The 13,660-nt window shown below is 58.3% G+C and carries 14 protein-coding genes; 7 read left to right on the top strand and 7 right to left on the bottom strand.

What is annotated here, in order from left to right; genetic code table 11:
- The 6 genes from AC1DNI_RS08215 to AC1DNI_RS08190 all read right to left on the bottom strand — a co-directional run bounded on the left by AC1DNI_RS08215 (window position 1) and on the right by AC1DNI_RS08190 (window position 5,552).
- Window positions 1–744, bottom strand: coding sequence for a proteasome-type protease (locus tag AC1DNI_RS08215; RefSeq protein WP_027231702.1), 744 nt, complete (start codon window positions 742–744; stop codon window positions 1–3).
- Between the two features lie 32 nt (window positions 745–776).
- Window positions 777–1,574: a transglutaminase family protein gene (locus tag AC1DNI_RS08210; protein WP_477691526.1), complete on the bottom strand. Its 798-nt coding sequence runs from the start codon at window positions 1,572–1,574 to the stop codon at window positions 777–779.
- A gap of 5 nt (window positions 1,575–1,579) precedes the next feature.
- On the bottom strand, window positions 1,580–2,521 hold the full coding sequence (locus AC1DNI_RS08205) for an alpha-E domain-containing protein (protein ID WP_091922014.1): 942 nt from the start codon (window positions 2,519–2,521) through the stop codon (window positions 1,580–1,582).
- A gap of 58 nt (window positions 2,522–2,579) precedes the next feature.
- The gene (locus AC1DNI_RS08200; protein ID WP_477691525.1) at window positions 2,580–3,992 is read right to left on the bottom strand and encodes a circularly permuted type 2 ATP-grasp protein; all 1,413 of its coding nucleotides are present in this window, start codon (window positions 3,990–3,992) and stop codon (window positions 2,580–2,582) included.
- Window positions 3,993–4,224: 232 nt separating this feature from the next.
- A complete protein-coding gene (locus AC1DNI_RS08195) occupies window positions 4,225–4,773 on the bottom strand; it encodes a BA14K family protein (protein ID WP_477691524.1) in 549 nt (182 codons plus the stop codon).
- 95 nt (window positions 4,774–4,868) lie between these two features.
- Window positions 4,869–5,552 (bottom strand): HAD family hydrolase, encoded by a 684-nt coding sequence (locus AC1DNI_RS08190; RefSeq protein WP_477691523.1) that lies wholly within the window; start codon window positions 5,550–5,552, stop codon window positions 4,869–4,871.
- Window positions 5,553–5,749: 197 nt separating this feature from the next.
- On the opposite strand from AC1DNI_RS08190, the gene rpiA reads away from it, so the two are divergent.
- The 3 genes from rpiA (at window position 5,750) to gor (ending at window position 8,537) form a co-directional block, all read left to right on the top strand.
- The gene (rpiA, locus tag AC1DNI_RS08185) at window positions 5,750–6,454 is read left to right on the top strand and encodes a ribose-5-phosphate isomerase RpiA (protein ID WP_477691522.1); all 705 of its coding nucleotides are present in this window, start codon (window positions 5,750–5,752) and stop codon (window positions 6,452–6,454) included.
- 4 nt (window positions 6,455–6,458) lie between these two features.
- Window positions 6,459–7,025, top strand: a complete 567-nt coding sequence (locus AC1DNI_RS08180; RefSeq protein WP_091922006.1) for a DUF2059 domain-containing protein — start codon at window positions 6,459–6,461, stop codon at window positions 7,023–7,025.
- A gap of 120 nt (window positions 7,026–7,145) precedes the next feature.
- Entirely contained in the window at window positions 7,146–8,537 is a 1,392-nt protein-coding gene (gor, locus tag AC1DNI_RS08175; protein WP_477691521.1) for a glutathione-disulfide reductase, read from the top strand.
- 39 nt (window positions 8,538–8,576) lie between these two features.
- Here gor and AC1DNI_RS08170 read toward each other — a convergent pair whose 3' ends face one another.
- Window positions 8,577–9,464 (bottom strand): alpha/beta hydrolase family protein, encoded by an 888-nt coding sequence (locus AC1DNI_RS08170; protein ID WP_477691520.1) that lies wholly within the window; start codon window positions 9,462–9,464, stop codon window positions 8,577–8,579.
- A 253-nt stretch (window positions 9,465–9,717) separates the two neighbouring features.
- On the opposite strand from AC1DNI_RS08170, the gene AC1DNI_RS08165 reads away from it, so the two are divergent.
- From AC1DNI_RS08165 to nhaA, 4 genes are all read left to right on the top strand, one after another.
- Window positions 9,718–10,011 (top strand): putative quinol monooxygenase, encoded by a 294-nt coding sequence (locus tag AC1DNI_RS08165; RefSeq protein ID WP_477691519.1) that lies wholly within the window; start codon window positions 9,718–9,720, stop codon window positions 10,009–10,011.
- 284 nt (window positions 10,012–10,295) lie between these two features.
- On the top strand, window positions 10,296–11,675 hold the full coding sequence (locus tag AC1DNI_RS08160) for a class II 3-deoxy-7-phosphoheptulonate synthase (protein ID WP_027231691.1): 1,380 nt from the start codon (window positions 10,296–10,298) through the stop codon (window positions 11,673–11,675).
- Window positions 11,676–11,821: 146 nt separating this feature from the next.
- Window positions 11,822–12,397, top strand: coding sequence for an ester cyclase (locus AC1DNI_RS08155; protein ID WP_477691518.1), 576 nt, complete (start codon window positions 11,822–11,824; stop codon window positions 12,395–12,397).
- Window positions 12,398–12,472: 75 nt separating this feature from the next.
- A complete protein-coding gene (gene nhaA, locus AC1DNI_RS08150; protein WP_477691517.1) occupies window positions 12,473–13,660 on the top strand; it encodes a Na+/H+ antiporter NhaA in 1,188 nt (395 codons plus the stop codon).

The following is a 13,660-nucleotide window of genomic DNA, read 5'->3' as shown; positions in this document are numbered from 1 at the left end:
CTAGTGTCCCCTGGGCTCGATTTCGAAGGGCGGCAGGCTTTGCAGCGCAAGCTTCAAGGCCTGCGACCAGCCATCTGAAATCATTTCATAATAGGGATCGTGACGTTCCACGCGTCGTTCGAAACCAAGCCTGAAACTGTCGGCCTGGTAGAATTGGAGATCGAGCGGCAGGCCCACGGAAAGATTGGATTTCAGCGTCGAATCGAATGAGACCAAAAGCAGCTTGGTCGCTTCCTCGAAGGTCATGGCCGGATCATAGGAGCGGACGATGATCGGCTTGCCGTATTTGTGCTCGCCGATCTGGAAAAATGGCGTATCTGGCGTGGATTCGATGAAGTTTCCTTCGGGGTAGATGAGAAACAGGCGCGGATCGCCGCCCTTGATCTGGCCGCCGAGGATAATCGAGGCGCCGAACGAATCGGCGCGCTGCCCACTGGCGCCCACCTCGTCGATGACGTGGCGGATCGTATCGCCGACAAGGCGGGCGGTCTGGAACATTGACGGCATGTCGTAGATGCTGGGCGCCCGTTCGGACGGCATCTTGGTACGTTCGTTGAGAATGCTGATGACGGCCTGCGTGGTGGCAAGATTGCCGGCCGATAGCAAGGTGATGACCCGATCGCCAGTCTTGGCCCAGGTGTACATTTTCTTGAATGTCGAAATATTGTCGACACCCGCATTGGTTCTCGTGTCGGACATGAACACGAGGCCGCGGTCTAGTTTGAGCCCCACGCAATAGGTCATAATCAATCCCAGATTCTAAAAGCCAGAGCCGATTACTGCTCCACATTAACCTCTACGGCAAGTGATTCAATGCCGGGTCCCATGCGTATACCTGAAATCGGCGCCGCCTCGCGATAATCCAGCCCGCAGGCGATGCGCACATAGGTCTCATTCGGGCACAGATCGTTGGCGGCGTCGAAACCGACCCAGCCAAGCCCGTCGATATGCACCTCCGCCCAAGCGTGGCTCGCCGTCTGTTCAATCGTGTGGTTGAGCATCAGGTAGCCAGAGACGTAGCGGGCGGGGATGCCAAGCAGGCGCGCCGTCGCAAGAAAGATGTGCGTATGATCCTGGCATACGCCCTTGCCGTTAAGCAGCGCCTCTTCTGCCGTCGTCGTGATCGTCGTCGAACCCGGCGTGTAGGCGACCCGTTGATTGAGCAGACCCATGAGTTGATGCATGAGAGGCAGCCGCTCGAAGCTGCTGTCGAGATCGGCGGCGAGCGCGCGGATCGCATCTCCAGGCTTGGTCAGCGCGGTCTCGCGTTCATAGAGCCAGATCGGCATGAAGTTATAGACCTTGCCGAGCACGCCAGCTTTATCCTCGGTCTCGACCTGGCCCGTGGCACGGATGACGAGGCGTTCTGTATCGCGCTGCAGGCGTATCAGCATGGTGCGGTTGCCGTAACCGTCGCGGTAATTTGCCTCTTGTGTCGCTCCCTCCACTTGCACAGACCAGTCGATGACTTTCTGGCCCGGTCCGCTTTGCGGGTGCATACGCAGCCGTAAAACCGAATAGTGTACGGGAGCGTCATAATGATAGCTGGAAATGTGCTGGATGTTGAGAAGCATGATCTTCAATCGAAGTTGTAGGCTTCAGCAATTTTTGTGCTCAAGCTGTTCGTTTGATAGATGAGGTCGCTCAGGAACTCGTGCAGGCCGCTGTCGAATATGGTCCGGATATCATTGTCCTGCAACAGCGTCATGATGCCTTCCGCCATGTCATGGCAGGCGTGGCGGCGGCCGTAGTCATTGGCCAGAAATCTTAGATTGTCGACGATGTTTGAATAGCAGAAGTTCAGCGAGCGCGGCATGCGCGAGTTGAGGATCAGGTAATCGGCAATGTTCACGGGGTTGTATTCGACGTCATAGACCCAGCGGTAGGAACGGTGCGCCGAGACCGAGCGCAGGATCGATTCCCACTGAAAATTGTCGAGAGTCGTGCCGACATAGGAGATTGAAGGCAGGAGCACATAATATTTGACGTCAAGAATGCGGGCGGTGTTGTCGCCGCGCTCTATGAACGTTCCAATACGGGCGAAATTGAAGATTTCGTTCCGCAGCATCGTGCCATGAAACGCGCCGCGGATGATCGCTGTCTCGCGCTTGATCTGGTCGAGGACGCGCGGCAGGTCGGTTTCTGGTATCGGGTTGGCGAGCGTGGATTTCAGGATCATCCACGTCTCGTTGACGCTCTCCCAAGCTTCGCGCGTCAGGGCGGTTCGCACCATGCGGGCGTTGAGCCGCGCCGTCTCCACGCAAGACATCACGCTCGAGGGATTGTTGAGGTCACGCAGCAGGAAGTCGGACACCTGGCCGGCATTGTATTCGGTATACTTGCTGTCATAGCCGATCTTGACGCCGGCGCTCATCAGTACGGACGACCATTCTTCAGGGGCATCGGAGGTCTTGGTCAGGGCCATGCGCAAACCGGCGTCGATCAGCCGAGCCATGTTTTCCGCCCGCTCGATATAGCGGAACATCCAGTAAAGACCATTTGCGGTTCGGCCGAGCAGCATTTTCCAGTATCATCCCTCGTTCTTGTGGAACCGTCTTCGGCGGCTCTTGATCAAAATGCTAGTCGTCGAGCACCCATGTGTCTTTCGTTCCGCCGCCCTGGCTGGAGTTGACGACGAGCGAACCTTCCTTGAGCGCGACGCGGGTCAAGCCTCCCGGCGTGATCCTTATGCGGTCGGAGACCAGGACGAAGGGGCGCAAATCCACGTGGCGCGGGGCGAGGCCCTTTTCGGTCATGATCGGCGTCGTCGAAAGCGCCAGCGTCGGCTGGGCGATGTAGTTCTTCGGATTGGCGCTGAGCTTGGCGGCGAAGACCTCACGTTCCTTCTTCGTGGAAGCCGGACCGACCAGCATGCCGTAACCGCCCGAACCATGCACTTCCTTGACGACGAGGTCGGCAAGATTCTCGAGCACATATTTAAGGGTGTCGGGCTCGGAGCAGCGATGCGTCGGCACGTTTTCGAGAATTGCCTTGCGGCCCGTATAGAACTCGACGATCTCCGGCATATAGGAATAGAGCGCCTTGTCGTCGGCGATCCCGGTTCCGGGCGCGTTGGCGATCGTGATGTTTCCCGAGCGGTAGACATCCATGATGCCGGGCACGCCAAGCGCGGAATCCCTGCGGAAGGTGAGAGGATCGAGGAAGGAATCATCCACGCGCCGGTAAAGCACGTCGATGGCGCGATTGCCTTCGGTCGTCCGCATGACCACCTTGCCGTCTTCCACCTTGAGGTCGCTGCCTTCGACGAGCTCAACGCCCATCTGATCGGCTAGGAATGCATGTTCGAAATAGGCTGAATTAAAAATACCAGGAGTAAGAACTGCGATCGTGGGCGGGCCCTTGCATCCGGGCGGCGCTACTGCGGCCAGCGATTGCCTGAGCAGCTTTGGGTAGGTCTCGACGGGGCGAACCTTGATCTGCTGGAAGAGCTCCGGGAAGAGCTGCATCATGGTTTCGCGGTTTTCCAGCATATAGGAAACGCCGGAAGGCGTGCGGGCATTGTCTTCAAGAACGTAGAACTGGTTCTCCTGTGTCCTGACGATGTCAACGCCGATAATGTGCGTATAGACGTTGCCGGGCGGACGAAATCCGACCATTTCCGGAAGGTAGGCATCATTGTGCGTGAAGAGTTCGCGCGGGATGCGTCCGGCACGGATAATCTCCTGGCGATGATAAATATCGTCGAGGAAGGCGTTGAGCGCCATGACACGCTGTTCGATGCCCTGCGACAGGCGGCGCCATTCATTGCCGGTGATGATGCGCGGGATGATATCGAAGGGTATGATGCGCTCGGCTGCCTCTTCGTCACCGTAGACGGCGAAAGTGATACCCGTTTTGCGGAAAACGTTTTCAGCATCAAGGGCTTTTTGTGCCAACCGCTCGGGGTTCTGGGTGTCGAGCCAGCATTTCATTTGTTCATAGGGCGGTCGAACGTCGCCGCCTGTTTTGATCATCTCGTCAAATGGCTTCACTCAAAATCCCCTTCATATAAGGGACATTCAAGCGGGTTCATCGAAAAAAGCAAGCACAATCCATCGTTTAAGGCTGTGGCCGGGCGGCCGGATTAAAAATTAGGCAACTGCATCACGGCAGAGGCAAGCGCAAGACGACTTTCGTCTAATCCATGGGCTAGAGATGGGGATAACCGAAAGAAAGCCCGGGATTTTGGTCCCGGGCCCTGATGAATCACCCCGATCGATTTGTTCAGTAAGGCGAAACACACTGGCGGCGCGGCCCGGAATAGGGCTGAAAACTATTGTCGTAGGCGCGATATGAGCGGTAGCGGTCATAGCACCACCGCACATGGGATCCGCCAGTCCTGTAGACCGGTCCACCGTAGCGGTAGACTGGCGGCGCGCTGAAAGCATTGCCTATAATGAGGCCGGTTCCAAAGGCTGCAAGCGGGAACCATGCCCCGTTATAGTATCTGTAGCCCGGCCGATAATAGTTGTAGCCGCGATAGCCGCCCCAATAACCGCTGCCACCGCGCCAATATGGGCGTCCGCCCCAGCCGCGGTCACGATACCAGCCACGGTTGCCGTTCCAGCCGCCACCGTGCCAATGGCGCCGGTACTGGACCTGATCGATGTTGGCGTTGCCGGTCTCAATCGTCACTGGCGCAAGTGGTGCAGAGTAGGCAGGAACGGTTGTGGCAGTCGCCATGCCCCCAACCATTGCCAAGGCAGAAAGTAACGAGGTCAGTTTCTTCAATTTCTCCTCCTTGCGAGACGCAGTGCCTCGCACACGTTTCATAGAAGTAAGAAATACGCAGATTTCGGCCAAAACGGCCTTTTATCTCGGAAACTTAAACGTGCCTGGTCTTCATTTGTTCCGGCAGGCTGCTTGCGTCATGCATCCACCGACCCGATCAACTCATTTGCGAGTTCCACCTTCAATTCGCGAAAATGCGAAATGATGCGGCTAGGATCATAAGCAGAAACCGGCAAGTCTGAATAACCGAAGTCGACGGCAACGACAGGAATGCCTGCCGCCTTGGCCGTATCGATGTCGGTGCGGCTATCGCCGATCATGACGGCGCGCTCCGGATCGCCGCCCGCCTTGCGGATGGTCTCGAGGAGATGGCGCGGATCGGGCTTGCGGAAGGCGAATGAATCCCCGCCGCAGATAGCGCCGAAGCGCGAGGTCTGGCCAAGCCCGTCCAAAAGCTTGACCGACAACCCCTCGAACTTGTTGGTGCAGACGGCAAGGAGGTAGCCGGCTTCAGCCAACTGTTCCATCGCCTGTTCGGCGCCTTCATAAAGCGCGGAACGACCCGGCATGTGCATGCCGTAGTGTTCGATGAAGATGTCGACCAGCCGGTCGAGTTCTTCCGTGCTTAAATGCTTCTGCTGCGCCTCGAAGGCGCGCTCGATCATGACGCGGCCGCCATGGCCGACATAGCGGCGCAGCGCGACGGGATCGATTTTCTCCATATCCTTGGCTTCAAGGCAATGATTGAGGCTGTCGAGAAGATCAGGGGCCGTATCCACCAGGGTTCCGTCTAGGTCGAAAACAACGATTGGCTGAGGCATATTTTTTCCTGTGGCATTCGCGGTTCGGAGCGAAGGTTGCGATAAATTGTGAGTTCGGTGCCCTGATGCATGCATGTACGATAATCAGGCCGGGATAAATCCGGCAATGAGCCTTGACCCGATCGTCTGACGTGTTAGGGAGCCCAGTGTCAAGGCAAAGCCATATCAAGTCAAAGCTACAAGAAGGCGCACCACCGATGGATGCCAAAACATTGAAGATCAAGGCTGCGGCCGAGGCGCTGACCTATGTCGAGGACGGCATGCGGCTCGGCATCGGCACAGGCTCGACCGCGGAGGAATTCGTGCGGCTGCTCGCGGTGCGGGTCAAGGACGGTCTTGACGTCATTGGCGTGCCGACATCGGAGCGCACGGCCGCGCTTTGCCGCGAACTTGGCGTCAAGCTCACGACGCTCGAAGAGACGCCGGAACTTGACCTGACGATCGATGGTGCGGACGAGGTGGATCCCGAGCTGACCCTCATCAAGGGCGGCGGCGGGGCCCTGCTGCGCGAGAAGATCGTTGCTGCCGCCTCCAAGCGGATGGTGGTGATTGCCGACGAAACAAAGCTTGTCGAAGCACTCGGCGCTTTTCCTCTGCCTGTCGAGGTCAATCGTTTCGGGCTTGCGGCGACGAAGATTGCCATCGAGCGCGCCGCATCCTCCCTCGATCTGTCGGGGCCACTTACATTGAGGATGACGGGAGCCGAACCATTTGTTACAGACGGCGGGCATTTGATCCTGGATGCATCTTTTGGCCGCATTCCGGATACAAGAGCCTTATCACTCGCTTTGCACGCCATTCCCGGCGTGGTGGAGCATGGACTTTTTCTGGATCTGGCGCGCGTGGCCATTCTGGCCGGCGCTGACGGCATCCGCACACTGACAACGAAAACGGAGCGATAAACTCATGAACCTTGCATCTGGCTTTCGCCGCTTGATTGCACCCTTGTCTGTTGCGATCGTGCTGGGCGGTCTCTGCTCGGCACAAGCGCAGGAAATCACCCCTTCGCATCTCGCAGCTGCCCGTGCAGCGGTGGCCGCCATCAAGGCGACTGACATGTTCGACTCGATCCTTCCCGATGCTGCCCGCGGTCTCAAGGCCGAGCTTATCCAGAAAGATCCCAATCTCGAATCGGTGATCAGCTCTGCCGTCGACGAGCAGGCGATCAAGCTCGCAGCGCGCCGTGCCGACCTTGAGAACGAAGCCGCCCGCGCCTATGCGGTTTCCTTCACTGAAGAGGAACTTAACGCCATCACCGGTTTCTACACGTCCCCGGCCGGCCTCAAGCTCCTTTCGGAAGGGCCGATCGTGACGCGTGAGGTGAACAAGGCCGCCTCGATCTGGCAGCGCGGCGTCGCCCGCGACCTCGCGCAGGCTGTCGCCGAGAAGATTGCGGCAACCGCTGCGACGATGGCGCCAGCCAATGCACCGGCGCCTGCCAAGGCCGAGACTCCGGCAAAGCCGAAGCAGTAACGGCGTCGCCCCGTTTGAAATTTTCCACAGAGCCCGGCCCTAGCGCCGGGCTTTGTTCTTTCAAGACACCGCGATAGAACCCATATGCAATGAACCTCAGCAGATTCGGAGTGCCTTGCCATGACAGGCTTTGATTATGACCTCTTCGTTATCGGAGGCGGATCGGGCGGCGTGCGCGCCGGCAGGCTTGCGGGCGCCATGGGCAAAAAAGTCGGCCTTGCCGAAGAATACCGGATGGGCGGCACCTGCGTCATTCGCGGCTGCGTGCCGAAAAAGCTTTTCGTCTATGCGTCACAGTTTCCGGAACATTTCGAGGCATCGGCCGGCTATGGCTGGAGCGTCGGGGAGGCGAGCTTCGACTGGCCGACGCTCATTGCCAACAAGGACCGCGAAATTGCCCGCCTCGAAGGCCTTTACCGGCTAGGGCTCGACAATTCCAACGTCGAGATCCATGACAGCCGGGCTGTACTGATCGATGACCACACAATCGAGATCCTCAAGACCGGCAAGCGGGTGACAGCGGATCAGATTCTCGTGGCGACGGGCGGTCATCCCAATCCGCATGCGGCGTTGCCGGGACATGATCTCTGCATAAGTTCCAACGATGCGTTCCATCTTGCCGAACTGCCGAAAGCCATCGTCATTGAAGGCGGCGGCTATATTGCCGTCGAGTTTGCCAATATTTTCCATGGCCTCGGGGTTGAAACGACCCTCATCTACCGCGGCAAGGAAATCCTTTCGCGCTTCGACCATGATTTGCGGCAATTGTTGCATGCGTCGATGACCGAGAAGGGTATCCGCATTCGCTGCGTCGAGATGATCAAGGAGGTCAGGCGTTCGGGTGACGGCAGGCTCGCCGTGCAACTCGGCTCGGGCGACAGCATCGAAGCCGACCAGGTGATGCTCGCCATCGGGCGCGTGCCGAACACAAAGTCGCTTGGCCTTGAAGCAGCCGGCGTCGAGGTCGACGAACTTGGCGCGATCAAGGTCGATGCCTATTCGCGCACGACCAAAGACAATATCTGGGCTGTGGGCGACGTGACAAACCGCGTGCAGCTTACGCCGGTCGCCATCCATGAGGCGATGTGCTTCCTCGAGACGGCGTTCAAGAACAATCCGACCAAACCGGACCATAAATACATTGCGACGGCCGTCTTCTCGCAGCCCGAGATCGGCACTGTCGGCCTTTGCGAGGCGGACGCTGCGAAGGAATACAAGGAGCTCGAAGTCTACCGCGCCCTGTTCCGCCCGATGCGCAACACGCTATCCGGCGCCAAGGACAAGATGCTGACCAAGCTGATCGTCGATGCGGCCACACGCCGGGTCATTGGCGCGCACATCCTCGGGCCTGATGCCGGTGAAATGGCGCAGCTCCTTGCCATTCCGATCAAGGCCGGCTGCACCAAGGATGATTTCGACAGGACGATGGCGGTGCATCCGACAGCTTCCGAAGAGCTGGTGACGATGTATAGGCCTAGCTACCGGGTCGTCGATGGGAAACGTGTCGATTGACCAGGCCCGCGCTGCGGCGGCTCGCGTCAAAAGGCAGGCCTAGGCGGCGCGCATTTCCGGCCGCAATGCCGCTCCATCCGGAACCTTGGCATTAAGCAGCCAATCCGTCACGGCCGGCCACAATTTATTGGCCTGGTGCTTACGGAAGAAACCGAGATGACCGATCGGCGCGCCGTCCGAACTTGCCGGGGAATACCACATCTCGTGCAGAACGGAGGCATTGTCGAAGCGGCGCAGCAGGCTTTCGACCGCGCGCGGCGTTCCCCAGACATCGTCGGTGATGCCAACCGAGAGGAGAGGGATCGTCACCTTCTGGAAGTTTTGCGCTTCAGGAACCGCAGGGTCGGAGAACAGGAAGTTCGGATTGCGGCACCAGCGGGCCCAGTCACGGAATATCGTGCCCGGCACGGCTTCGCCGAGCCCGCCCCATTTGGGCAATTTGCCGAAGGGAATTGTAAGCGGCACTCCGACAAGGTTCATCTTGGCGTACATGGCGCAGGGCTGCGCCGTATTGCGATAGTAGCCGGACAAGGACGCCAGCAGTGCATACCGCTCGAAGCTCGCAGAACGGTTGCTGAGACCGAGGGCGACGCCGCCATATGAATGGCCGATACCCACCATGGGGCGCGACCCCGAGAGGCGCCTGAGTTCATCAACAGCGGCGGGAAAGTCGAGAACGCCCCAATCCTTGAGGTTGAGGCGCGATTTCCAGCGGCTGGGAGCCTCGGAGCGGGCGACCCCGCGGTAGTCGTAGGTAAGAACCTTGGATGCGCCGAGATCGATGAGGTGGACGGCAAAATGCCGGTAAATCGCGTCAGGTACGGCGGCTGCAGACGAAATCAGGACGGCCGGCCCTTCGCCGCTGCCTTCATACAGATGACCGTGCAGCGGAAAGCCGTCCGCCGCCAGAAAACGTATATCCTTCATCGATCCTCCCAGATCTTACCTTGACGTTAACGTAAATCAAAATGGCGCTGCCGACAATGGTGATTTCGCAACTGACAACACGCGAACTTAAAACTAATGTCTCTCCGCTCTAGAGCCACGCTTCATTCATTGAGGTAAAAGCGAAAATCAAACGGTACGCTGACGTTCGGACGCTCAAGACCTGTTTGACTCTGAAACCGGCCTACTCAGGGTGCAACACGAATAAATCGCTGCCGTAAATGGATGGTATATTATGAGTAACAGAACAGGCGCAGTTAGACTCTCCGGTTTCCTGCGATGCGCATCGATGCATGATGTTGCGCTTGTCATCGATTATCTTCCCGATCACCTTCGACTTACCAGGGCCGAGCCAGGATGCATCTCTTTTGATGTGTCGCAGACCGATGATGCTCTGGTGTGGCGGGTGGAGGAGCTTTTTGCAGATCGCGCTGCCTTTGATTTTCATCAGCAAAGAACCCGCGCGTCGGAGTGGTTCACTGCTACCTCCGCCATCGCACGAGAATACACTGTCGAGGAACTTGAGTAGAGATTGCAGGAACCGCTTCATCGTGTAATCGATCGCGTCTTCACTTTGCCCTTAGGCCATAATCAACACGTTATGGCAGACGCTATAACAACCTCTGACCACTCAAATGTCGGTTCCTGAGAGGGGCGCCCTGCGTGTCCATGGGCATGTTCGCTTGATATTGTCCGCGATTGCGGACGGGACTGGTATATCTGCAGCAATTGGACTATATGAGCGCCTCCGGCAAAGCCCGGGAAAACACAATCAATTACAACCGATATTGAAGGTCATAACAGGGTGCAATAATGACGAAGAACTGGACACCGACTTCCTGGAGAGGCAAACCGGTAAAGCAGATGCCTTTCTATCCGGACGCTCAGGCTTTGAGCGATGTCGAGGCCCGTCTTCGTACCTATCCGCCGCTCGTTTTTGCAGGTGAAGCGCGCAAGCTGAAAAAGCAGCTGGCCGCAGTCTCGCGCGGCGAGGGCTTTTTGCTCCAGGGCGGCGATTGCGCCGAAAGCTTTGCCGAGCATGGCGCCGACAATATTCGCGACTTCTTCCGCGTCTTCCTGCAGATGGCCGTTGTCCTGACCTTCGGCGCGTCGCAGCCGGTGGTGAAGATCGGCCGTATCGCCGGCCAGTTCGCCAAGCCGCGCTCGGCCGACACGGAGACGAAGGATGGCATTGAGCTGCCCGTTTACCGCGGCGATATCATCAACGGCACCGAATTCACCGAGCAGGCCCGTATCCCGGACCCGGCGCGTCAGGAGATGGCTTACCGCCAGTCTGCCGCGACGCTGAACCTGCTGCGCGCTTTCGCGCAGGGCGGCTATGCCAATCTCGAAAACGTCAACCAGTGGATGCTCGGCTTCGTTTCCGACAGCCCGCAGGGCGAGCGTTATGGCAAGCTGGCCCGCCGCATTGCCGATACGATGGACTTCATGCGCGCCGTCGGGATCACCTCGGAAACCAACGCTCAACTGCGCGAGACGGATTTCTACACCAGCCACGAGGCTCTGCTGCTCGGCTATGAAGAAGCGCTGACCCGCGTCGATTCCACCTCCGGCGACTGGTACGGCACGTCCGGCCACATGATCTGGATCGGTGATCGCACACGTCAGGCAGACCACGCGCATGTCGAGTACTGCCGGGGCATCAAGAACCCGCTTGGCCTGAAATGCGGCCCGACGCTTGAGCCGGACGACCTGATCCGCCTGATCGACCTGCTCAATCCGGCCAACGAAGCAGGGCGCCTTACCCTCATCGCCCGGTTCGGCCATGACAAGGTCGGCGACCATCTGCCCAAGCTGATCCGCGCGGTACAAAAGGAAGGTCGCAATGTCGTCTGGTCCTGCGATCCGATGCATGGCAACACGATCACCGCCAATGGCTACAAGACGCGGCCCTTCGACCGTATCCTCAAGGAAGTCGAGAGCTTTTTTGCAGTTCATCATGCCGAAGGGACCTATCCCGGAGGCATCCATATCGAGATGACCGGCAAGAACGTCACGGAGTGCACTGGCGGCGCCCGCGCCATATCGGCGGACGACCTCTCGGATCGGTACCACACGCACTGCGATCCGCGTCTCAATGCCGACCAGGCATTGGAGCTGGCATTCCTCGTCGCCGAGCTTCTGAAGAAGGAGCGCGACAGCCACCCGCAGAAGCTGGCAGTCAACGCCTGAGCGACGCACTGTCTGCCACTATTCCCGAAGGGCGGTCTTTATGGCCGCCCTTTGTTTATATAACGTACGTCACGGCAGGCTGACGATTTTGGCTTGGCCAAACTGACGATTTCCATTTGAAATATTTCCCGGAAAGGAATTCAGCCATGAACAACTATATTGTTGTTGCCTTCGCTGCATTGACGATCGGACTGCCAGCTCAAGCACATGCAGAAGATCCCGCAAAGGCTGCGGAGAAGGCTCTTCCCGCCCTCATGGAAGAACTCGCCAAATATCAGAATGCCGAGAAGACGACGGACACCAATCTGAAAACATTCGATACGCTCGACTTCGATGTCTATACGAACCAGAAATGGGATCGTCTGGGCGAAAGCCACGCTGCCGATATTCTCGTCCACTATCCCGATGGTCATACGACCAAGGGACTTCACGATCACGTCGAGGAATTGAAGGCGATATTCGTCTATGCACCGGACACGCATATCAATGTGCACCCGGTGCGGTTCGGCCAAGGGCAGTGGACCGGCGTGATAGGGGCGATGGAAGGCACGTTCACCAAACCGATGCCGACACCCGATGGCAAGTCTATCGCGCCCACCGGCAAGCCGTTCAAGCTGATGATGGCGACGCTTGGCCATTGGACGCCCGCCGGCGTGATGGACGAGGAATATCTCTTCTGGGATAATTTGAGTTTCATGAAGCAGATCGGGCTGGCGCAGTAGCCCGCCACGCAACCAACGCGGGAAAGGCGGATTTCGGGACTGGAGTTTTCCGTTTCAGGATTCTATCAAGTCTGCATGGACATTAAACCCACGCGCCGAATCCGCCTGACTGCGTCGTTCCGTTCGTTCATGGAGAATGAGGCTGCTGGCGGCATCATTCTGATGGCGGTTGCCGCACTTGCCCTGATCATCGCCAATTCCCCGCTCAGCGAAGATTATTTCGGTTTTCTCAAGACTTACGTCGGCGGGCTCAGCATCCTCCATTGGATCAATGACGCCCTGATGGCGATTTTCTTCCTGCTCGTCGGGCTTGAAATAAAGCGCGAAATGATCAGCGGACAATTGTCCACCTGGTCGCGGCGGGCTTTGCCAGGCTTTGCGGCCGTCGGTGGAATGATCGTGCCCGCAGTGATCTTTCTGTTTTTCAATGAGGGCGCCACCATTCGCGGCTGGGCAATCCCTTCGGCGACGGATATCGCCTTTTCGCTGGGCGTCCTCTCGCTGCTCGGCGCGCGCGTGCCGCTCTCGCTCAAGGTTTTCCTGACCGCCCTTGCCATCATCGATGATCTCGGTGCGGTCATCATCATCGCGCTGTTCTATTCCGAAGGACTGAATGTTCCGGCGCTCGCCGGCATGGCGGCGGTATTTGCCATTCTCGTCGCCATGAATTATTTCGGCATGGTGCGGCTCTGGGCCTATCTCGTTCTCGGCGTCATCCTCTGGATTCTGGTGTTCAAGTCCGGCATCCACGCTACAATCGCCGGTGTTCTCCTCGCGCTGACAATTCCGATGAAAGGCAAGCGCGGCGAGGCTGATTCGCCGCTCGTCGAACTCGAACATGCCATCCAGCCCTGGGTAGGCTTCATCATCGTGCCGATCTTCGGTTTCGCCAATGCCGGTGTGTCCTTCAGCGGCGTATCGCTGTCAAACCTTGCCGATCCGGTGCCGATCGGCGTTGCGGCTGGGCTCTTCATCGGCAAGCAACTCGGCGTCTTCGCCTTTGCCTGGCTGGCGATCAAGCTTCGTCTTGCCGAACGCCCGCCCGGCGCGACGTGGGTCCAAATTTACGGCGTCGCGATCCTGTGCGGTATCGGCTTCACCATGAGCCTGTTCATCGGGCTTCTCGCCTATGACAAGTCGCCGCTGCTGCAGGACGAGACGAAGCTCGGCGTGCTCCTTGGCTCGCTCTTGTCGGCGGTGTTCGGCGCCTTCGTTCTGGCTGTGGCGGCTGCCCGCTCGAAGAAGCCTGAGCCGAAAAAATAG

It is taken from the genome of Phyllobacterium sp. 01N428, assembly GCF_056399405.1.
Note: the sequence above shows the minus strand (reverse complement) of the source record. Positions and strands in the feature narration are given on the sequence as shown.